The 18356-nt window shown below is 68.9% G+C and carries 23 protein-coding genes; 11 read left to right on the forward strand and 12 right to left on the reverse strand.

Annotation, left to right across the window (positions count from 1 at the left end; translation table 11 throughout):
* Position 1 precedes the first annotated feature (1 nt).
* The gene (locus P1K31_RS13555) at positions 2 to 373 is read right to left on the reverse strand and encodes a thiol-disulfide oxidoreductase DCC family protein (protein WP_276303859.1); all 372 of its coding nucleotides are present in this window, start codon (positions 371 to 373) and stop codon (positions 2 to 4) included.
* A 101-nt stretch (positions 374 to 474) separates the two neighbouring features.
* On the reverse strand, positions 475 to 942 hold the full coding sequence (locus tag P1K31_RS13560) for a cupin domain-containing protein (protein ID WP_276303860.1): 468 nt from the start codon (positions 940 to 942) through the stop codon (positions 475 to 477).
* 95 nt (positions 943 to 1037) lie between these two features.
* Here P1K31_RS13560 and P1K31_RS13565 point away from each other — a divergent pair, with 95 nt between their 5' ends.
* Positions 1038 to 1379 carry a 4Fe-4S dicluster domain-containing protein gene (locus P1K31_RS13565; protein WP_276303861.1) on the forward strand — a complete coding sequence of 114 codons (342 nt, stop codon included), beginning with the start codon at positions 1038 to 1040 and terminating at the stop codon, positions 1377 to 1379.
* 13 nt (positions 1380 to 1392) lie between these two features.
* Here the strand turns inward: P1K31_RS13565 and P1K31_RS13570 are convergent, their stop codons facing one another.
* Both P1K31_RS13570 and P1K31_RS13575 read right to left on the reverse strand, forming a co-directional pair.
* Positions 1393 to 1557, reverse strand: a complete 165-nt coding sequence (locus P1K31_RS13570) for a DUF6757 family protein (protein ID WP_276303862.1) — start codon at positions 1555 to 1557, stop codon at positions 1393 to 1395.
* Positions 1558 to 1594: 37 nt separating this feature from the next.
* Positions 1595 to 2380 carry a PHP domain-containing protein gene (locus P1K31_RS13575; RefSeq protein ID WP_276303863.1) on the reverse strand — a complete coding sequence of 262 codons (786 nt, stop codon included), beginning with the start codon at positions 2378 to 2380 and terminating at the stop codon, positions 1595 to 1597.
* A gap of 95 nt (positions 2381 to 2475) precedes the next feature.
* On the opposite strand from P1K31_RS13575, the gene P1K31_RS13580 reads away from it, so the two are divergent.
* Positions 2476 to 2763, forward strand: a complete 288-nt coding sequence (locus P1K31_RS13580; protein ID WP_276303864.1) for a DUF5789 family protein — start codon at positions 2476 to 2478, stop codon at positions 2761 to 2763.
* Between the two features lie 398 nt (positions 2764 to 3161).
* On the opposite strand, the gene P1K31_RS13585 is transcribed toward P1K31_RS13580, so the two are convergent.
* Complete coding sequence (locus tag P1K31_RS13585; RefSeq protein ID WP_276303865.1) at positions 3162 to 4205, reverse strand: DUF5784 family protein; 1044 nt, start codon at positions 4203 to 4205, stop codon at positions 3162 to 3164.
* 173 nt (positions 4206 to 4378) lie between these two features.
* Between P1K31_RS13585 and P1K31_RS13590 the strand changes: the two genes are divergently transcribed.
* The 5 genes from P1K31_RS13590 to P1K31_RS13610 all read left to right on the forward strand — a co-directional run bounded on the left by P1K31_RS13590 (position 4379) and on the right by P1K31_RS13610 (position 8343).
* Positions 4379 to 4552 carry a DUF5786 family protein gene (locus P1K31_RS13590; RefSeq protein WP_276303866.1) on the forward strand — a complete coding sequence of 58 codons (174 nt, stop codon included), beginning with the start codon at positions 4379 to 4381 and terminating at the stop codon, positions 4550 to 4552.
* 292 nt (positions 4553 to 4844) lie between these two features.
* Entirely contained in the window at positions 4845 to 5051 is a 207-nt protein-coding gene (locus tag P1K31_RS13595; protein WP_276303867.1) for a DUF7561 family protein, read from the forward strand.
* Positions 5052 to 5114: 63 nt separating this feature from the next.
* Positions 5115 to 6836 carry a helicase C-terminal domain-containing protein gene (locus P1K31_RS13600; RefSeq protein WP_276303868.1) on the forward strand — a complete coding sequence of 574 codons (1722 nt, stop codon included), beginning with the start codon at positions 5115 to 5117 and terminating at the stop codon, positions 6834 to 6836.
* A 549-nt stretch (positions 6837 to 7385) separates the two neighbouring features.
* On the forward strand, positions 7386 to 8150 hold the full coding sequence (locus P1K31_RS13605; RefSeq protein ID WP_276303869.1) for a hypothetical protein: 765 nt from the start codon (positions 7386 to 7388) through the stop codon (positions 8148 to 8150).
* Positions 8151 to 8208: 58 nt separating this feature from the next.
* A complete protein-coding gene (locus P1K31_RS13610) occupies positions 8209 to 8343 on the forward strand; it encodes a hypothetical protein (protein ID WP_276303870.1) in 135 nt (44 codons plus the stop codon).
* 260 nt (positions 8344 to 8603) lie between these two features.
* Here the strand turns inward: P1K31_RS13610 and P1K31_RS13615 are convergent, their stop codons facing one another.
* The 3 genes from P1K31_RS13615 to P1K31_RS13625 form a co-directional block, all read right to left on the reverse strand.
* On the reverse strand, positions 8604 to 9719 hold the full coding sequence (locus tag P1K31_RS13615) for a 60S ribosomal export protein NMD3 (RefSeq protein WP_276303871.1): 1116 nt from the start codon (positions 9717 to 9719) through the stop codon (positions 8604 to 8606).
* Positions 9720 to 9860: 141 nt separating this feature from the next.
* Positions 9861 to 10244, reverse strand: coding sequence for a hypothetical protein (locus P1K31_RS13620; protein ID WP_276303872.1), 384 nt, complete (start codon positions 10242 to 10244; stop codon positions 9861 to 9863).
* 31 nt (positions 10245 to 10275) lie between these two features.
* The gene (locus P1K31_RS13625) at positions 10276 to 10530 is read right to left on the reverse strand and encodes a hypothetical protein (protein WP_276303873.1); all 255 of its coding nucleotides are present in this window, start codon (positions 10528 to 10530) and stop codon (positions 10276 to 10278) included.
* Between the two features lie 298 nt (positions 10531 to 10828).
* Between P1K31_RS13625 and htpX the strand changes: the two genes are divergently transcribed.
* From htpX to radA, 3 genes are all read left to right on the forward strand, one after another.
* Positions 10829 to 11698: a zinc metalloprotease HtpX gene (htpX, locus tag P1K31_RS13630; protein WP_276303874.1), complete on the forward strand. Its 870-nt coding sequence runs from the start codon at positions 10829 to 10831 to the stop codon at positions 11696 to 11698.
* Positions 11699 to 12460: 762 nt separating this feature from the next.
* Complete coding sequence (pspAB, locus tag P1K31_RS13635; RefSeq protein ID WP_276303875.1) at positions 12461 to 13111, forward strand: PspA-associated protein PspAB; 651 nt, start codon at positions 12461 to 12463, stop codon at positions 13109 to 13111.
* A gap of 122 nt (positions 13112 to 13233) precedes the next feature.
* Positions 13234 to 14262 carry a DNA repair and recombination protein RadA gene (gene radA / locus P1K31_RS13640; protein WP_276303876.1) on the forward strand — a complete coding sequence of 343 codons (1029 nt, stop codon included), beginning with the start codon at positions 13234 to 13236 and terminating at the stop codon, positions 14260 to 14262.
* Positions 14263 to 14319: 57 nt separating this feature from the next.
* On the opposite strand, the gene sufU is transcribed toward radA, so the two are convergent.
* From sufU to P1K31_RS13660, 4 genes are all read right to left on the reverse strand, one after another.
* Positions 14320 to 14736 (reverse strand): Fe-S cluster assembly sulfur transfer protein SufU, encoded by a 417-nt coding sequence (sufU, locus tag P1K31_RS13645; protein ID WP_276303877.1) that lies wholly within the window; start codon positions 14734 to 14736, stop codon positions 14320 to 14322.
* A gap of 614 nt (positions 14737 to 15350) precedes the next feature.
* Positions 15351 to 16628, reverse strand: coding sequence for an aminotransferase class V-fold PLP-dependent enzyme (locus P1K31_RS13650; RefSeq protein ID WP_276303878.1), 1278 nt, complete (start codon positions 16626 to 16628; stop codon positions 15351 to 15353).
* A gap of 88 nt (positions 16629 to 16716) precedes the next feature.
* On the reverse strand, positions 16717 to 17007 hold the full coding sequence (locus tag P1K31_RS13655; protein WP_276303879.1) for a DUF424 domain-containing protein: 291 nt from the start codon (positions 17005 to 17007) through the stop codon (positions 16717 to 16719).
* 1 nt (position 17008) lies between these two features.
* Positions 17009 to 17737, reverse strand: coding sequence for a tetratricopeptide repeat protein (locus P1K31_RS13660; RefSeq protein ID WP_276303880.1), 729 nt, complete (start codon positions 17735 to 17737; stop codon positions 17009 to 17011).
* A gap of 54 nt (positions 17738 to 17791) precedes the next feature.
* Here P1K31_RS13660 and thpR point away from each other — a divergent pair, with 54 nt between their 5' ends.
* Positions 17792 to 18349, forward strand: a complete 558-nt coding sequence (gene thpR, locus P1K31_RS13665; RefSeq protein ID WP_276303881.1) for an RNA 2',3'-cyclic phosphodiesterase — start codon at positions 17792 to 17794, stop codon at positions 18347 to 18349.
* The last annotated feature ends 7 nt before the right edge of the window (positions 18350 to 18356 follow it).

Consider the following 18356-nt stretch of genomic DNA (forward strand, 5'->3'; position numbering starts at 1 on the left):
ACTACGCCGAATCGCGGGCCGCCCCTGCGCTCAGTACCTTCCCCCACCACGCGCGTCGGTCGGCTGTCCAGCGGTACAGGCGTTCGCGGAGGTGGGCGTACCCCGGAACCCGCCGGAGGACGGCGAACGACCCCCGCAGGGCGGGGTGAACCCGTTCGAGGGTTCGCTCCGTGGCCGCGCCGCAGGAGTAGATCCGGCCGTCGGCGAGGAGGTGGGCGCACCGCCCGTAGTCCGCGGGCAGGCGCGCCCGCAGGTCGTCGGATAGCTCGGAGAACCCGACGGGCTCGACGTCGGCGTGGCGGACCGCCCAGCGGGCGGACCACGTACAGAATCCGCAGTCGTCGTCGTAGACGAGCAGGGGCGGATCGGCCATGCACCCCCTACGGGATCCGGGGGCAAGAAGGCTCAGACGAGGAGCGTCACGCGGCGGGCCTCCGCCTCGATGGGTCCTTCGCACCCGGCGACGTACCGCGGTCAGGTGAACCGGCCCGTCTCGGCCCCGCAGCCCGCACACAGCGTCACGAGCGCGTCGCGGCCGTCGGTCGGTTCGATGCGCTGGGGGGTGCGGTCGCCGCAGTCGGCGCACTCCCGCAGGATCTCCGTCTCGGTGGCGTCGGCGGGCGCGCCGATCGCCAGCGCGACGACGCGCTCGTCCCCACGGTTCCACCCCTGCTGGTACTCGCCGGGCGCGAAGCGGGCGGCCTCGCCCGCCTCGACGAGCAGTTCGCCGTCCTCCGTCTCGAACGTGACCGTCCCCCGCTGGACGTAGAACACCTCCTCCTGGTCGGCGTGGCGGTGGTAGCCGAACGCGAAGCTCTCGCCCGGGGCGAGTTCGAAGTAGTTGACGGCCACGTCCTCCGTCCCCAGTTCGCGTCCGAGCGGTCGCTTCACGTCAGCCGGACCCATCCACCCCGCCACGTCGTCGATGCGCACCTTCCTCATGCGCGCTCCGTCGGAGTGAGGGGTGATAGCTCTGCTCATCGAGTCGGAGCGGACCGGATCGCGTGCGGTTTAACCGAGAGCGGCGAAGCGCCTCCGTGTCCATCGATCCGAACTTCGCCGCGAGCCGCGAGCGAACCCCCGTCGCGGAGACGGGCCTCGACGTAGACGCCGACTACGACGCGTGGGGTCCGGTCGAGCCGCCCGAGACGCTGGGTGTCCACGGGACGCACGTCGCCGTCGACTTCGACGTCTGCACGGGCGAGGGACCGTGTCTCGAGAACTGCCCGGTCGACGTCTTCGAGTGGGTGGAGACGCCGGGCCACCCCGCGAGCGAGGTGAAGGCCGTGCCCGTCGACGAGGCGCAGTGCATCGACTGCATGCTCTGCGTCGACGTCTGTCCAGTCGACGCCATCGACGTCGACGGCGGTCGGGCCTGAGAAACGGGCGCGATCAGTCGAACCGGTCCATCTCGAGTTCGCTCTTGAGGTCGTCGAGCCACCCCTGGTCCTGCAGCTCGTCGAGGCGCTCGCGGAAGTGCGTCTGACAGAGTCCGACCTTCACGCCGCCGCGCTCGACGGCGATGTCCGCCTCGTCGCTGCAGTAGTGACACTGCATACGCCCCCTTCCGTCCCCGACGATACTGAACCCTGCGCTACCGGCCCAATCGGACGCGATTGCGAAACAGTCGGTACTCGTCGCGGTCCAACCCCGCCCGACCCAGCGTCCGGTCGTGGGCGTCGCTCCCCCCAGTGACCACGAGGCCGTGTTCGTCGACGGCCCGTTCGACCGGCCGCAGATCGACCACGCGGCCGTATGGGTAGTGATACTCGACGCCGTCGAGCCCCGCGGTCAGCGCGAGCGCCGCCTCGGGGTCGTCGTACCGCAGCGGGTGTGCGAGGCTTACCAGCCCGCAGGCGTCGTCGAGCAGCGCCGCGCCGCGCTCGAACGACGGGACGTCCCGCGGGACGTAACACGGCCCGCCGTCGCCGATCAGGTGATCGAACGCACCCTGGACGTCGTACGGCGCGTCGCTCTCGGCGACGGCGCGCGCGACGTGCGGCCGCCCCACGCCCGGTTCGAACGACACGTCGAGCGAGACCCCCGTCTCGGCCTCGACGCGTTCCACCATCCGCCGGGCGCGCTCGATCCGGTCGCGCTGGAGGCGCTCCAGCTCCGCCGCGAGCGCGTCGGTGCGGCGCGCGCCGTAGCCGAGGAGGTCCACCGCCCCGGCGTCGCTCTCGACGCGGAGCTCGATGCCGTGGACGAGCGTGACGCCACCGACGTGCGCCACCGGCGTCCGCAGGTCGGGGTGGAGCCGGTCGTGGTCAGTGATCCCGACGACGCGGACGCCCGCCTCCCGCGCCGCCCCGGGGACCGCGGCCAGCGGCAGCGTCCCGTCGGAGTTCGTCGTGTGTACGTGCAGGTCGGCGACGACCATCGTCGTCGGTAGGCGGCCGGGACATGTAAATTCCTTATATTTGGGCTAGGAGTCTATGGTGAACGTTTATGATGGATTCGCGAGTTCGTCCCGGTATGCGTCTGTTCACCGACGCGAACGAGAAGCTCGACGCGCACAACTATCCGGCGACGACGGAGGACCTCATCGAGGCCTACGGCGACCTCGAACTCGACCTCCCGAACGGCTCGGAGACGGTCGGCGAGGCGCTCCGGAGCGTGCCGGACGAGGTCTTCTCGGACGCCGACGACGCGCGCTACGCGCTCTACAGCGGCGTCTCGAGCAAGGCGATCGGGCGGAAGTTCTACTCCGACCGCGACCCGTACGCGGTGGGGGAGTTCGGGCCGGAGCAGGTGTCGTTCTAGCCCACCACCTTTTTCGAGGGGGTCCTCCTTCGCGCCCTGCGGGCGCTCAGTCGAACCCCCTCGAAAAATCTGGACCAAAAAGGCCGCTCGCTCGGTCGCTCCGCTCACTCGCTCGCGGTACAACACGGATCGAACCCCGGCAACGACCCGTGCTCGCGAGTGACCGCCGGGAGGGTGCTGGACGAGCGACGCGAGCCCAGCAGTGGACTAAAAACGCCGCGGACGCTCCGCGTCCGCGGTGAACCGCTCGCTCGTCAGCCGGAGGCTGACTCGCTCGCGGACGCTACCGTGACGTCGCTTAATCCGTTCGCGATCGAGGGGTGCGCCTCCGAGCTTTTCCGGCGTGAACGCCGAGGTTACGCGGGCCGGCGGCCGGCTCTACGCCCGTTCCGCCCGCGTCACGCCCACCGCACCGCGCCCCCGAGGTCGATCCCGGGGTCGCCGTGGGCGTACGCCTCGGCGGAGCCGTTCGGGCGCATCCGGTAGATGACCGCGGGGGTGTGCTTGACGGGGGGCTGCTCGGCGCGGATCGTGTTCCAATCGTCGTCGCGGAAGGACGAGCAGTCGACGAGCAGGAGGGCGTCCGGGTGGGCGTCGAGTTGATCGTCGGTCTTCGCGTTGGCCGTCGCGCGCACCGCCGCGACGGGCGTGTTTGCGGTGCGACGGGAGGGCGGCAGCGGGCGCGTCACCTCGACGAGCGCGTCGGAGGTGCGGTGACCGCCGCCGTCGGCGCGGACCGCGCGGACGCCGTCGCCGACGGCGAAGTCGAGCGCGTGGCCGCTGTCGAGCGCGATCTCGGGGACGAACTCGTGGCCCGCGTCGTGGAGGAGCTTCGCGGCGTTCAGTTCGCCCATGGCGGCGTTCATCCGCACGTGGTCGACGTGCGGGCTGGTTCCGAGCTTGCCGGCCATCGTCTCGCGACACGGGTCGAGGACGCCCGAGCGCAGGAACTCCTCGTAGAACCGGAGGGCGGTCTCGGGGTCGGCGTCGGGGAAGCCCGCGGCGTGTTCGGTGAAGAACCGCCGCGTGCTCGTCCGGCCGTCCTTCGAGAAGAAGACGGGGAGGAAGAACCAGCTCACGTGTCGGTAGGCGGCGAGCTCCGGGTCCTGCTCCTCGAGATCGGCGAGCAGTTCGCGCTGCGCCCACCGGGAGACGGGGTACGGCGCTTCCTCGAGACCGCACTTCTCGGTGCGCCAGAGCGCCTCGGGCGTCGTCGTGTTGCCGAGCCAGAACGCCTCCTGCGGGTCGTGACGCCACGCGAACAGCGCGACGTCGCCGTTGTTCATGTCGATGCGGTGGGCGCGATAGCCCTTCGGGGGACCGAAGCGCCCCTGGCCGACCGTCGCTCCGAACGACTCGTCGAGCGGAGCGAGGAGGTCGCGGCGGACGCGCTCGTCCGTCCAGCGCGCGTGCGACCGGCGAAAGCGGAGGGGACCTGCCACAGTCGGTACTTCGCGTCCGTGCGGTTATGGGTTGCGACCGCGGCCCGCCCCCGTACCGGGCGTCTCGCGGCACGGCGTGTTTGCGATCCAGACACTTCGGCTTAACAGTTATCGGAAATTCGGGCGGATCACCGTTACATTGATAATCGAGAAATCGCAAGTGATGATATACCATGTCAATGGGTGCCTATGACGAGGACGAGCACGAGCGCCGAGAGGCGAAGGCGACGGCCGTCGACACGGACTTCGACGACGAGCGGATCCAGTACCACGGGAAGCTGACGTTCGAGTCGGGCGATTCCGCCGAGGCGCTCCTCGATCAGTTCAAGCGAATCAAGTCGCAGTGACCGTCGTCGGGTCGCGACGACTGCTCTTCCACTCGCGGTGATATTCGACTCGGGGAGCCCCACCTCTCGACCCGTCGAGACCCCCTCTCCCGTCCCGGGCGTGCCGTGACCAGCAGCGCGGACAGGCCGGTCACGAGCCAGCCGGTCGTGAGCAGGACGGGGACCGGCCGTCCGCCGACGACCCCCGTCGCGCCGGTGACGAGAACGCGCACGGCCGGGAGAGACGGCTTGCGTAATATACCGTGGGTCGCCCTCGCGGAAGGGCTATCCCGCTCGTTCCCTAACCCGGACCATGGCGAGAAAGCGGTGCGACGGCTGCGGCCAGCGCGTCCGGATCGCGGGCGGGATCGGCGACCTCTGGTCGTTCGAGGGCGGGCCCAGCGGCGGGCTGACGCTGGAGCTCGCGGACGGCACGGAGTACTTCCTCTGTTTCGACTGCCTCGGTCGGCTCCCGGACGACCCGACGCCGGACGACGTCGCCGCGCTCGACGGCCGGTGAGTCCGACGACCGGCGAGTCTCGGCGACCGGTGAGTTTACCCCGACGGCGTCGTTGTCACGAGTGTGAACCCCGCGCGAATCGACGAGGAGTTCCCCGCGCCCTCCTACCGCGGGGCGCAGGAGGGCGCGCTCCGGGACATCCGCGCCGCGTTCGAGGCCGGTAACGACGTGGTGCTGGTGCGCGCGCCGACCGGGAGCGGCAAGTCGCTGCTCGCGCGCGCCATCGCGGGCTGCGCCCGCCGTCCCGGCGAGGCCCGCCCCGAGGAGCCGATCGGCGCGTACTACACGACGCCGCAGGTGTCACAGCTCGACGACGTGGCCGGCGACGACCTGCTCTCCGACCTCGCGGTGATCCGCGGGAAGGGAAACTACTCCTGCATTCTGCCGGGCGAGACGACGACGACGGTCGACCGCGCGCCCTGCGCCCGCGAGCGGGGGTTCGACTGCCCGGTGAGACACCGCTGTCCGTACTTCGCGGACCGCGACGTCGCGGCCAACCGGCCGATCGCGGCGATGACGCTCGCGTACTTCATGCAGATGGCCGGGTCGGAGGTGTTCGGCCAGCGGAACGTCGTGGTGATCGACGAGGCCCACGGCCTCGCGGAGTGGGCGGAGATGTACGCGACCATCGAACTCGGGCCGGACACGGTACCGATGTGGGAGGCCAAGCCCGCGCCCGCCGTGAGCGACACCGAGGACGCGATCCGGTACGCGGAGGGGCTGAAGGCGGTGTGCTCGCGCCGTCAGAAGGAGCTGCGCGGGAAGGAGGAGCTCACCCCGGAGGAGGCCGGGGAGCGCGACCACCTGGCGGAACTCGTCCGCGAGCTGGGGTGGTTCGCGGAGGACGCCCGGGACCCGGAGAGCGCGACGACGTGGGTGGTCGATCAGCCCGACGGCGAGGGGTCGCGGGTGGTGATCAAGCCGATGGACCCCGAGCGGTACCTCCGCTACACCATCTGGGACCGCGGACAGACGTTCGCGCTCCTCTCGGCGACGATCCTCAACAAGGAGGCGTTCTGCCGGAGTTCCGGCCTCGATCCCGCCCGCGTCGCGCTCGTGGACGTAGCCCACACCTTTCCCGTCGAGAACCGTCCGCTGTACGACGTGGCCCAGGGGAAGATGACCTACGACCACCGCGACGAGACGCTCCCGCGGATCGCCCGCCTGATCGTCCGGCTCATGGGGCGACACCCCGACGAGAAGGGACTGATCCACGCCCACTCCTACGCCATCGCGGAGCGACTCGTCGCCCGCCTCTCCGAGTTCGGCGTCGCGGACCGGGTCCGGACGCACGACAGGGCGAACCGCGACGCGGCGCTCGACTCGTGGAAGCGGAGCGACGGGGCGGACGTGTTCGTCGCCGTCAAGATGGAGGAGGCGCTCGACCTGAAGGGCGACCTCTGTCGCTGGCAGGTGCTCTGCAAGGCCCCCTATCCGAACACGCGCGACTCGCGGGTCGCCCGGCGGCTCGAGGACGGGCAGTGGGCGTGGTACTACCGCGCCGCGCTCCGGACGGTGATCCAGGCCTGCGGGCGGGTCGTGCGCGCCCCGGACGATCACGGCGCGACCTACCTCGCCGACTCCAGCCTGCTCGACCTCTTCGAGCGCGCGAGGGGCGACATGCCCGAGTGGTTCGCGGCGCAGGTCGACCGGATGACCGAACCGGACCTCCCGGCGTTCGACCCCGGCGCGGCGCTCGGCGACGGCGGGGGCGACGGGCCGCCACGCGGACGGCCGCGTCCCCGCTCGCTCGACGACCACCCGCTCTCCGACGTGTGGCGGTGAGTGCGTACGACTGACCGCGCTCGTTCGATCTCTCCCGCGCTCCTCCGCTCGTTACCTCGGTAGAACGCACCTTCCGACCCTCCTTCGCCCGTCGTGCTCGATGCGGCCGTCGCGTAGCTTCGCGTCGAACGGACGGGATCGTCCGACCGGCGATTAGTAAAATAGCGATTAGTAAAATTCAGATTTAGATAATCGACCGCAGTTCGATTCCGGACGCTGGAAGGAGTGCCGACGGGTCGTCCGGTGGGCGTGCCCCTGATCGTGGGAATACCATCCGCTCTCCGACGCGCGGCGCTAGAGGAACACCGACGAGACGGCGTCGGTCGCCGCGACGGCGACCAGGAGGAGACGAACCACTACTGGCGGGTCGTGATCGGTCCCCGGGTATCTCGTGGCTATGCGTCCGGTGAGAGGACGAGTAATCGATGGGCGTCGAGCGGAGCCGAACGCTCACCGGGGCACACGTCGACCGTTCGAAGGCCCTGAGATCGTAGGGAAGGAACGACCAACGGAAAGAAATAAACCATCAGGACAGTCTTGATTGGACGAGTGACGTCCGACGCCGATTGTAATGATAGCTTCTTCGAAGACGAAGAGATCTCCAAGCTAGCGCTCGAGGAGGCTCGCCGGACGGTCGACGACCAGATACAGACGCTCACGGACATCGACAGCAAGGCGATCGCGATCCTTCGCCTCGACGGTGTTCTACTCGGGCTTATCCTCACCGGGCTCTCGATCATTGCGCGAACAGATCAGGTCGGATTCGACATCGTTGCAAACACCTACACGATCTTCGGCGCTGTCGCGTTGCTGCTCTCGATCGCGTCCGGCGCGCTCACGTACAACGCGAGCGACTATCGTGCTGGCATCTCCGCAGCCGACGTCGTCGATCTCGTCGAGGTAGAGTATACGCTCGAAGGCGTACACCAAGGGCTCGCGCTCGGCTACGCCGAGTTCATAGAGAAAAACTTCCGGACGAACATCACGAACGCCCTCGGCATCACGCTGACGATCTATCTGACGGTTGCTGCCCTGGCGTTCTTCGTCCTCGGAGTCGTAGAGGCGGCGGTCGGGGTCGGAATCCTCACCGACGGAGCTGTGGCCATCGGTCTGCTCTTACTCGCGAAATGGTCCGGTATGTTGACGCAATTCCGCCGCTACTGGACCGAGGTGAGACAGTACGACCCTGACGCCGCGGACGAGACCGAGTCTCACGGTGTCGGTGACGACGAGCGCGATCACGATAGCGAAAACGGTTCGGATACCAACAAAGATCCGACCGCGGCTGGGGTTAACGTGAGCGACAGTGAGTGAAGTCGTGTACTCTGATCGCTGCGAATGATTCTTACCCTTGCGTCTGTAAAGGAGCAATATGGGCGAGAAGGGCAACTCGGACGGCGATGACAGCTCAGACGGTACTCCGAAACGGCCGAACATCCGAGGCCAGCCCGTGTTCAAGGGTAACTTCACGGACGAGAAGCGGAAGAAGGCGAAGAAGTCGAAGTAGTTTCTGGGACCTCGTCGCCCGGATCACCCGTCTCTGAACAGGTATCGTTTCGACGAAGCTGAACGCTCTCCGACGCGCGGCGCTAGAGGAACACCGACGCGATGCCGTAGGCCGCCGTCGAGGTGACGAGGAGGAGGACGAACAGGAGCACCAGCCACTGCTTTGCGGTCATAGGTCCCCACAGAATGTCAGCGGAGATACGGGTTTCGGCGGTGGTGCGCTCGGATCGCGGCTCGGTGCGACGCGACGCACCGCGATCGTCACCCCTCGACGGCGTCCTCGGGCAGTACGTGCAGCCCCGCCCGGCTCTTGAGGACGTGGACCGTCTCCGCGTCGGGGTCGAGGTAGCTCGGCTGGGCGATGGTCTTCGTCTCGAAGGTGTCGGGGTCGAGCACCTGCACCGCGCGCTCGTCCTCGACGGCGACGAGCGTCGTCTCCCGCGCGTCGTCGACGCTCCCCAGGCGGCGGGCCTCGGGGGCGATCCCGGCCTCGCTGTCGGCCTCGTAGCGCTCGCCGGTCGTGAGGTAGTCGCCCTTCAGGTTGCCGTGGGCGCTGCGGACGAGTACCGGATCGTCGCCCTCGGGTTCGATGACCGTCCCGGCGGGGTACGGCGGGAGGCGCACCGCGTAGGTGACGCGGTAGACCTCGTTGCCGTCCGCGTCCTCGGTGACGAGCGTCCGCGAGTCGGTGATCGTCCCGCCGAAGCGCCGCCGGATGCGCTGGGCGACGGCGCGGCCCATCTGCGTGGTCGAGATCTTGACGTCGACGCCGTCGCGATGCTCCTTCACCTCGGAGATGAAGGCGTTGCGGTCGCCCTTCGCGTCCCGGTTCTCGACGTACTCCTCGGCGATCTCGACGGCGCGCTCGCGCTCCGCGTCGGTGGGCGTGCGCCCCTCGGCGCGCACCTGGACGATCGAGGCGTAGTAGTCGCCGGCGATGCGCGAGCACCGGGTGCACGTCTCGCGGCTGAAGCGGACGCGCACGTCGCGGTCGGCCTCCACGGATGTCCCGCGGACGACGCCGGAGAAGTGACAGTGCATGAGGACCGTGTTCTGGTCCACCTGTTCGGGGTCGACCAGCCAGGAGAACTCGTCGGCGTCGACGTGGACCGAGAGCGCCGCCGTCACCTCCTCGATCGCGACGTCGGTGTAGTCCTCCGCGCCGACGTCGACCCAGCGATTGCCCCGGTAGACGGCCCCGCAACGCGGACAGATGCGCACCGTCAGCTCGTCGGGGGCGTCCACGAGGTCGAAGTCCTCGAAGTAACACGCGTCGCACAGGTGCGCCCGTCGGCCGCGGGGGTCGCCGACCCGCGGCTCCTCCCGCGGCGCGACCGGCTTCCCGCAGCGCGGGCAGAACTCGCCCGATGAACTCATCGGCGGTACTACCGCCCTCGCGCGTTTAAGTTCCGCGTGTCGCCTGCGGCGTGTCGCTCGTCGTACTGTCGGACGTACGCCCGCCACGAATCCCGCCACCTCGTGGTGGCGAGTAGCGTCACGCCGGTACGTCCGACAGTATCAGGGCGCGTTCAGCGCGTAGAGCCGCCGGGCGAGTTCGAGGAGCGCGAGCGCGACGAGCGCCTCCGTCAGCGGGAGCGACAGCTCGCCGCCAGGCGTCGAGACGGCGACGCGCGGTCCCCCCGCGACCAGCGCCTCGACGCCGACGAGCAGGGCGAGCGTCACCAGCGGGACGGCGCTCTCGAACAGCACCAGCAGCGCCCGGAGCGCGGTCGCCGCGAGCAGCCACCCGACCGCCGTCCAGGGGGACGGACGCGGCTCCCCGTCGGTCCCGACGGTCCCGCCGGTCTCGACGGTTCCGTCGTTCCCCTCGGTGTCGTTCGGCGGGCGGTTCGGCTCGGCGTCGTGCGCGGTCGAGGGCCGCGGCTCTGAGGTCGTCGGCATGGCAGTGGTGATCGTGTTCCCGGGCTCGCGGTTAGCGGAGTTCGACGGCCGCCCAGGGGACCGTCTCGCCGGTCTTCTTGTCGAACAGCTCCCAGTACTCCGGCTGGACGCCGTGCAGTTGCGCGCAGGCGGCGCACCAGATGTGGTTGTTCGTCGGGTCCCAATCGACGTGGCCGTTCGGGCAGACGAACCGCCAGCGGACCAGCGGATCGGCGCGGTCGATGACCACGCGACCGACCGCGTCGGCCTCGCTGCTCCCGTCTGCACGCGCTACGAGTGCGGGCATGTTGAGTTCACAAATGCCGGTGGGGATATTAATCGAGATTCACGGGCGGGGTGAAACTGAACGCCACGGCGAAAGTGACCGAGGGCGGTCCGGTTGAGGGGACGAACGGGGCGTCGGATGCCGGGAGCGATACGCGCGCTGAACGCCGCCCGCGCGCCCGAACGCGGCCCGATTCGGTCCCGGAAACACGCGAGTGAAAGTGAAACGGCGATCGCGTCCCGATCCTCCGCCCCCGGACACCGCGATGTGGAGTCCCACGAGGAAGAGATATTTAATCCACAGACGGCATAGTAGGGGTATGCAGTGGAAACCAGACTGGGGACTGCGTGGGCGGATGGCGCTCACGATGTTCCTGCTCTTCGCCCTCTACATCGTGTTCATCGGGGTGCTGGCCGCATATGGGGCCGGCATCCTGACGATCGTCATCGTCATGGGACTGTTCTCGCTCGGACAGTTCTTCTTCAGCGACAGGCTCGCGCTCTACAGCATGGGCGCGAAGGTCGTCGACGAGGACGAGTATCCCGAACTGCACGCGATGGTCGGGCGGCTGAGCCAGCAGGCCGACCTCCCGAAGCCGAAGGTCGCGGTCGCCGACACGCGCGTACCGAACGCCTTCGCGACCGGGCGCTCGCAGAAGAACTCCGCGGTCTGCGTCACGACCGGGATCCTGCGGACGCTCGACCGCGACGAGCTGGAGGGCGTGCTCGCGCACGAACTCGCGCACGTGAAGAACCGCGACGTGATGGTGATGACGATCGCGTCGTTCCTCTCGACGCTCGCGTTCCTCGTCGTGCGGTGGGGCTGGCTGTTCACCGGCGGGCGCGACCGGAACAACGGCGGCGTGATCGTCGCCATCCTCGCCTCGCTCGTCGTCTGGATCGTCTCCTTCCTCCTGATCCGGACGCTCTCGCGCTACCGCGAGTTCGCCGCCGACCGCGGCGGGGCGATCATCACGGGCAGGCCGAGCGCGCTCGCCAGCGCCCTGCTCAAGATCTCCGGCGAGATGGACCGCGTGCCGAAGAACGACCTGCGCGAGGAGGCGGAGATGAACGCCTTCTTCATCATCCCCATCAAGAGCGGGATCGTCGGGCGGCTGTTCAGCACGCACCCGAGCACCGAGAAGCGCGTCGAGCGCCTCCGCGCGATGGAGCGCGAACTGGAGGCGTAAGGGCGTCGAAGATTCCCCGTTCCGTCGAAACGGGGGCGGATCCCGCGCGTTTTCGGGGTCGAGAAACGCGATGTGGACGCTCCGAGAACCTCGCAAGCCCTCCGGGAAGGTGGGTGTACAGGGTGCGGCTCCTGGTGGACTGAAAGGGCGAGCGGTCTGGGCGAAGTCTCCGCGAGACTCACTTCGCTCGTCTCGCGAGGCACGACGACGTAAGCACTGCGGGCGAACGCAGTGAGCCGAGGAGCGTGGTTCGAGAGACGCCTCTGGCGTCTCTCGTCATCTCGGAGCAGCTTCGCTGCTCCGACGAGTCATCGGAAGACCGGTGGTCTTCCGAGATCACGAAAGGCGCTACGCGCCTTTCGTCGACAGCGGGGTGCGCGAGTCCGGACCGTGAGGGCTTTCGAGGCCACGTTCACGTCCTCGACAGCAGTCGGAACCCCCTCGAAAGCCCCCTTCGCCGTCGGAGCGCAGCTCCGACGAGCTCCCGCTCGCCTCATCGCCGACCGATGGCCGGCTTCCAGCGGGACCGGAGGTCCCGCCCGGCTCGCGGGAACGCCCGTTCAGTCCGCCAGGAGACTCGTCGTACTCGTCTCCCGAGCCTCCGTTCGCTCGCGCCGCTCGCTCACGGAACGCCAGGAGACAGCACCTCACCGCACCGTACCGCGCAGTACGCCTGCCCTTCCCCGGGTCGCGCGCCCTCGCTGCCGCTCGGGACGCGCGCACGGCCGTCAGTATAAGCCGTCGGCCTCCGTACGCGTCGCCATGGGCATCCTCGACTCCCTCCGACAGGCCCTCGGCATGAGCGCCGAGGCGGACGCGACCCGTCCGGCCAGCCCCGAGGACCTCTTCGGTATGAGTACCGCCTACATGACGATGGAGGCGGACCTGGGCTACGACCCCGCCGGCGCGGCGGCGCTCTGCTTCGCGGGGGTGGACAGCACGGACTTCGAGCGGACCGAGCGGGAGGTCGAACGCATCCTCGAAGCCGGCGAGGTCGAGACGGGGACGACGGCGCGCTTCGAGACTGACTCCCACGGCTACCAGTGGGTCGTCCTCGAGGACACCGACTTCGAGGACCTCGTGACGAGCATCCACTTCGCCGCCGACACGTTCATCGAGGAGGGGTTCGGCGATCGCCTGCTCGCGGCGGTGTTCGCCTTCGAAAAGCGCGCCGGGCCGTCGGGCCGTCGGACCGGAGACGGTGCGACCGTCGAAGGCGGTACGCCCGTCTACTGGATCTACTCGTTCCGCCGCGGCGCGTACTACCCCTTCGCCCCGCGGCCGGGCCACGAGCGCGACTCGGGCGCGGAGTTCAAACTCCAGAGCGTCCTCGACGGCGAACTGACGGTCGAGGAGGAGAAGGAATACTGGTACCCCCTCTGGCCCGACCGCGGCCGCCACCCCTGGGAGTGAGCGTCCCCTCTCCCCGATAACTGTTCTGACCTCCTGACCGTTGACCGCCTCGCCGCCGTCCGGTTTCACTTTCACTACCCTGTTAACGAGGCTTTATACCCGAACCGGCGCAAGCCACGTCCATGGCAGCAGACCTCGAAGACCTCCCCGGCGTCGGGCCGGCGACCGCGGAGAAACTCCAGGAGAACGGTTACGATTCGTACCAGTCCATCGCGGTCGCCTCCCCCGGCGAACTGTCGAACACCGCCGACGTCGGCGAGAGCACCGCCCACGACATCATCCAGGCCGCCCGTGAGGCCGCCGACATCGGCGGGTTCGAGACGGGGGCGCAGGTCCTCGAGCGCCGCGAGCGCATCGGGAAACTCCGCGTGCTCGTCCCCGAGATCGACGACATGCTCGGCGGCGGCGTCGAGACGCAGTCCATCACCGAGGTCTACGGCGAGTTCGGGGCCGGCAAGTCCCAGGTCACCCACCAGCTCTCGGTCAACGTCCAGCTCCCCCAGGAGGTGGGCGGGCTCGGCGGCAGCGTCATCTTCATCGACTCCGAGGACACGTTCCGTCCGGAGCGCATCGAGGAGATGATCCGCGGCCTCGACGACGAACTCCTCCAGGCGACGATGGACGACCGCGAGATCGAGGGATCGCCGGACGACGAGGCGGCGATGGAGGAGCTCATCGCGTCGTTCCTCGACAAGATCCACGTCGCGAAGGCGTTCAACTCCAACCACCAGATCCTCCTCGCCGAGAAGGCAAAGGAGATCGCGAAGGAGCACGAGGACTCCGACTTCCCCGTCCGGCTGCTCTGCGTGGACTCGCTCACGGCGCACTTCCGCGCGGAGTACGTCGGCCGCGGCCAGCTCGCCTCCCGCCAGCAGAAGCTCAACAAGCACCTCCACGACATCGACCGCGTCGGCAACCTTTACAACGCCGCCGTGCTCGTCACGAACCAGGTGCAGTCCAACCCGGACGCCTTCTTCGGCGATCCGACCAAGCCCATCGGCGGGAACATCCTCGGCCACAAGTCCACCTTCCGGATGTACCTCCGCAAGTCCAAGGGCAACAAGCGCATCGTGAAGCTCGTCGACGCGCCCAACCTCCCCGACGGCGAGGCGGTCATGCGCGTCGAGGGCGCGGGGCTGAAACCGGAATAACCCGACCTTTTGCCGAGCGAGGGCGCGAAGCGCCCTAGCGCAGAGCAAAAGGTCGGGTTATTCGGTCTGGGTCTTCTCGATCTCGATCTCGCCGGTGTGGATCTTCGCGCCGTCCTGGGCGACCTTCTCCGCGAGCACGGCACATTTGATTCGCATCGGGCTGATCTCGACGCCGAGCATGTCGGTGACGTCGTCGCGGTCCATCGCGTCGAGTTCGTCGAGGGTCATGCCCGGTAGCTGTTGGGTGAGCATCGACGCGCTGGCCTGGCTGATGGCGCAGCCGTCGCCCGTGAACGAGACGAACTCGATGGTCTCCCCGTCGTCGGCCAGCCGCACGTCCATCCGGATGGTGTCGCCGCAGGAGGGGTTCTCGCCGACGTGCGAGAAGGTCGGGTCCTCGATCGTCCCGTGGTTGCGCGGGTTCTTGTAGTGATCGAGGATCTGCTGCCGGTACATGTCCGAGCCGAGTCCCATTGTTGTCGCCGTTACGATAGTGCGGGGGAAAAGGGTTGCTCTCCCACCTTTTGCTGTGCGGGCGGCTTCGCCGCCCGCTGGCAAAATCTGGACCAAAACCCTCGTCGCTCCCACCGCCGGACTCGCGGTGCTCGTCCGGCGTGCTCCCGCTCGCCTCCGGCTCGCGGGACTGCCGGAGCCCTCGCTTCGCTCGTGCTCCGTTAGTCGCTCCTCGGTCCGCTCGCTCGCCTGACGGCTCGCTCACGGCCGGCGCTGCCGCCCGTTCGCGTTGTCCGAGGGGCTCAGCGAGTCCCGCGCTCCTCGCGGCTGCCGTACTGACGTCGGCGGTGATGTCGAGCAAGTCGTCCGTACGTTTATATCCGAGAGCGGGACCAGACCCCCCGTGCGCTGACTTCCGTCGCAGGGTGCCCGCGGTTGCGCGACGCCACGCCCTGCGAATCGCCCGCGGCGTCGCCTGTTCGTCCACCTTTCGCTGCGGTCGCTCGCTTCGCTCGCTCCCTGGCAAAAGCCGGACCAAAAGCCTCATCGCTCCCTCTGGTCGCTCCTCGGCCCGCTCGCTCCCGTTGGTCGCTCGTGGTACGGCGCGCCGACGCGAGTGGCGGGTGAGACGGCGGCTACGCGAAGAGGTCGCGCGCCGCGTCCACCGCTTCGACCAGCGTGTCGACCTCCGCTCGCGTGTTGTAGAGGTAGAACGACGCCCGGGCGGAGGCGGCCACGCCGAGCTTGTCGTGCAGCGGCTGGGTGCAGTGGTCGCCCGCGCGGATCGCCACGCCGTAGTCGTTGAGGATGCTGGAGAGGTCGTGGGCGTGGACGCCGTCGAGGTTGAACGCGACGAGGCCGCCGCGGTCGTCGCCCGGCGGGCCGTAGATCTCCACGTCGTCGTACTCGCGTAGGCGGTCGTAGGCGTACTCGGCCAGCCCCTCCTCGTGGGCCTGAATGCGCTCCAGGCCGATCTCGTCGAGGTAGTCGCAGGCGGCGGCGAGCGCGATGCCCTGGCAGATGACGGGCGTGCCGGCCTCGAACTTCCACGGGAGGTCCTCCCAGGTCGCGTCCTCGTAGGTGACCTTGCGGATCATCTCGCCGCCGTAGAGGTACGGCTGCATCTCCTCCAGCAGGCGGCGCTTGCCGTAGAGGACGCCGACGCCGGTCGGACCGCACATCTTGTGCCCGGAGAAGGCGAAGAAGTCGGCGTCGAGCTCCGTCACGTCCACGGGGCGGTTGGGGACCGACTGCGCGCCGTCGACGAAGATCAGCGCGCCGTGGTCGTGCGCGAGGTCGGCCAGCTCCTCGACCGGGTTGACCGTCCCGAGGGTGTTCGAGACGTGGACGGCGCTGACCATGCGCGTGTCGTCGGTCACGAGTTCGCGGGCGTGGTCCATGTCGAGGCGGCCGTTCTCGTCGACCCGGACGTACCGCACGTCCGCGCCGGTCTTCTTCCCGATCTGCTGCCACGTGACGAGCGAGGCGTGGTGCTCCATCTCGGTCAGGATCACCTCGTCGCCGGGGCCGAGTTCGGCCAGCCCCCAGGCGTAGGCGACGGTGTTCATCGCCTCGGTGGTGTTCTTCGTGAAGATGATCTCCTCGCGGCCGTCCGCGCCGACGAACTCCGCGACTCGGTCGTGGGCCTCCTCGTAGGCGACGCTGGCCTCCTGGCTGAGGCTGTGGATGCCGCGGTGGACGTTGGCGTTGTAGCTCCGGTAGTAGTCGGCGATGACCTCGACGACCTGCTCGGGGGTCTGGCTCGTGGCGGCGTTGTCGAGGTAGACGAGCGGCGTGTCGTCGCCCGGCCCCTCGCCGGGAACGGTCACGTCGCCGCCGACCTTCCGGGCGAGGATCGGGAAGTCCTCCCGGATGCGCTCGACGTCGAGCGGCTCGATCTCTTGCGTGCTCATTACCGGAGGGGAGGGGCCGCGAACAAAACACTCCTTCGGTTGGGTCAGCGACCGGTACGACGCGTTCGGCGGGGGTAGAACCGAGGGATCAGAGCCGAACTAGCTGCGCGTGTCGCGTCCCGTCCAGTTCGAGCACCGTGGCCTCGTCGACGAAGCCGTGTTCGACGGCGAGGGCGACCGCGCGCGTCCCGACGATGTTGGCGACGCTCGCGCGGGCGAGCGCGCTCACGACCCGTTCCTCGTCGACCCGCTCGCCGTCGTAGAAGTCCGCCTCGACGGTGAGCGACACCTGGCCGTTCTCGAACGTCTCGCCGAGGATGTCGGGGTCGCAGACGGAGACGAGCAGGCCCTCGTCTGTCTCGCGTTCGGTCAGCAGCATCTCACTCCACCAGTCGCTGCTCGGCGCGCTGTCGGAGCTCGTCGGCCTCCTCCGCGAGGCGTTCGGCCTCCTCGTCCTCGCCGAGGTGTTCGAGCGAGGCGGCCTTCTCCTCCAGGAGTTCGGGCGTGCGGAAGTCCAGTCGCATCGCGTTGTCGAAGCAGTTGACCGCGTCCTCGTGGAGGCCGCGCTCCGCGAGGAAGAAGCCGCGGTTGTACCACGCCTGCCCGAAGCGCGGGTCGATCTCGACGGCGCGCTCCGCGTGTTCGAGCGCCTGCTCGGTGCGGCCGTCCTCCCAGAGCGCGTAGGCGAGGTTCGTCTCGGCGGTGGCCGCGTGCTCGCTGTCGTCGTCGATCGAGAGCGCCTCGCGGTACGCGCCGATGGCGTCGTCGTACTCCTCCAGCTGGGCGTGCGCCGCGCCCTTGTTGACCCACGCCTCCTGTTCGAGCGTGGGGTCGTCGGCGAGGCGCGCGGCCCGCTCGAGCGCGTCGGTCGCCTGCTCGAAGCGGTTGATCTGCATGTACGCGATGCCCACGTCCACGAGCGACTCGACGTCGACCTGCCCCTTCGGGATCTGCCGCCGGTCGAGGATGTCCGCGAGCGCTCGGGAGTCCACCGGATCTACCATACTCGGGTCGATCTCGAGTTCCGGCGGATCGAGGTCGAACCCCTCGTAGGAGTCGCCGAACCCCTGGCCCTCGGAGAAGCGGTGGCCGTCACTCTCGTCTGTCATGCCTCGGGGTTGGCGACTGGCATGGTTAAGGGCTACGCCCTCGCTCTCTCCACCATGCGACTGTTCGTCAGCGTCGATCTGGAGCCGCTGGCCGACGCCGTCCGCGCCGCGCAGGAACCGCTCGCCGACGTCGACGGCCTCAGGCTCACGGATCCCGAGGGGGTGCACGTCACGCTCAAGTTCCTCGGGGAGGTCCCCGAGTCGCGCGTCCCCGCCGTCGAGGACGCGCTCGCCGCGGCCGTCGAGGACGCGGCCGTCGCCCCGTTCGAGGCGCGCTTCGGCGGCTACGGCGTCTTCCCGTCGCGCTCGTACGTCAGCGTCGTCTGGATCGGCGTCCGCGAGGGGGCGACGGAGCTGACACGCCTGCACGAGGCGTGCGAGGAGCGCACCGTCGCGCTGGGCTTCGACCCCGAACGTCACGACTTCACCCCCCACGCCACGATCGCGCGGATGGACCACGCGGGCGGGAAGGAGCGCGTCCTGCGCGTGGTCGAGGAGCGGGACCCCGACGTGGGCACGATGCGCGTCGACGAGGTGCGCCTCACCGAGAGCACCCTCGCGCCCGACGGACCGACGTACGACACGGTCGCCGCGTTCTCCCTGTCGGTTTAGGCGTCCC

The organism is Halomarina halobia (genome assembly GCF_029338575.1).
GTDB lineage: Archaea > Halobacteriota > Halobacteria > Halobacteriales > Haloarculaceae > Halomarina > Halomarina halobia.

Bases quoted from the DNA above. Each gene is read 5' to 3' on its own strand.
- P1K31_RS13615 (WP_276303871.1), bottom strand. From the start codon at position 9,719: ATGAGTTCATCGGGCGAGTTCTGCCCGCGCTGCGGGAAGCCGGTCGCG.
- radA (WP_276303876.1), top strand. From the start codon at position 13,234: ATGGCAGCAGACCTCGAAGACCTCCCCGGCGTCGGGCCGGCGACCGCG.
- P1K31_RS13620 (WP_276303872.1), bottom strand. From the start codon at position 10,244: ATGCCGACGACCTCAGAGCCGCGGCCCTCGACCGCGCACGACGCCGAG.
- P1K31_RS13590 (WP_276303866.1), top strand. From the start codon at position 4,379: ATGTCAATGGGTGCCTATGACGAGGACGAGCACGAGCGCCGAGAGGCG.
- P1K31_RS13560 (WP_276303860.1), bottom strand. From the start codon at position 942: ATGAGGAAGGTGCGCATCGACGACGTGGCGGGGTGGATGGGTCCGGCT.
- htpX (WP_276303874.1), top strand. From the start codon at position 10,829: ATGCAGTGGAAACCAGACTGGGGACTGCGTGGGCGGATGGCGCTCACG.
- P1K31_RS13625 (WP_276303873.1), bottom strand. From the start codon at position 10,530: ATGCCCGCACTCGTAGCGCGTGCAGACGGGAGCAGCGAGGCCGACGCG.
- P1K31_RS13660 (WP_276303880.1), bottom strand. From the start codon at position 17,737: ATGACAGACGAGAGTGACGGCCACCGCTTCTCCGAGGGCCAGGGGTTC.
- pspAB (WP_276303875.1), top strand. From the start codon at position 12,461: ATGGGCATCCTCGACTCCCTCCGACAGGCCCTCGGCATGAGCGCCGAG.
- P1K31_RS13555 (WP_276303859.1), bottom strand. From the start codon at position 373: ATGGCCGATCCGCCCCTGCTCGTCTACGACGACGACTGCGGATTCTGT.
- P1K31_RS13580 (WP_276303864.1), top strand. From the start codon at position 2,476: ATGCGTCTGTTCACCGACGCGAACGAGAAGCTCGACGCGCACAACTAT.
- P1K31_RS13570 (WP_276303862.1), bottom strand. From the start codon at position 1,557: ATGCAGTGTCACTACTGCAGCGACGAGGCGGACATCGCCGTCGAGCGC.
- P1K31_RS13575 (WP_276303863.1), bottom strand. From the start codon at position 2,380: ATGGTCGTCGCCGACCTGCACGTACACACGACGAACTCCGACGGGACG.
- P1K31_RS13650 (WP_276303878.1), bottom strand. From the start codon at position 16,628: ATGAGCACGCAAGAGATCGAGCCGCTCGACGTCGAGCGCATCCGGGAG.
- sufU (WP_276303877.1), bottom strand. From the start codon at position 14,736: ATGGGACTCGGCTCGGACATGTACCGGCAGCAGATCCTCGATCACTAC.
- P1K31_RS13595 (WP_276303867.1), top strand. From the start codon at position 4,845: ATGGCGAGAAAGCGGTGCGACGGCTGCGGCCAGCGCGTCCGGATCGCG.
- thpR (WP_276303881.1), top strand. From the start codon at position 17,792: ATGCGACTGTTCGTCAGCGTCGATCTGGAGCCGCTGGCCGACGCCGTC.
- P1K31_RS13610 (WP_276303870.1), top strand. From the start codon at position 8,209: ATGGGCGAGAAGGGCAACTCGGACGGCGATGACAGCTCAGACGGTACT.
- P1K31_RS13655 (WP_276303879.1), bottom strand. From the start codon at position 17,007: ATGCTGCTGACCGAACGCGAGACAGACGAGGGCCTGCTCGTCTCCGTC.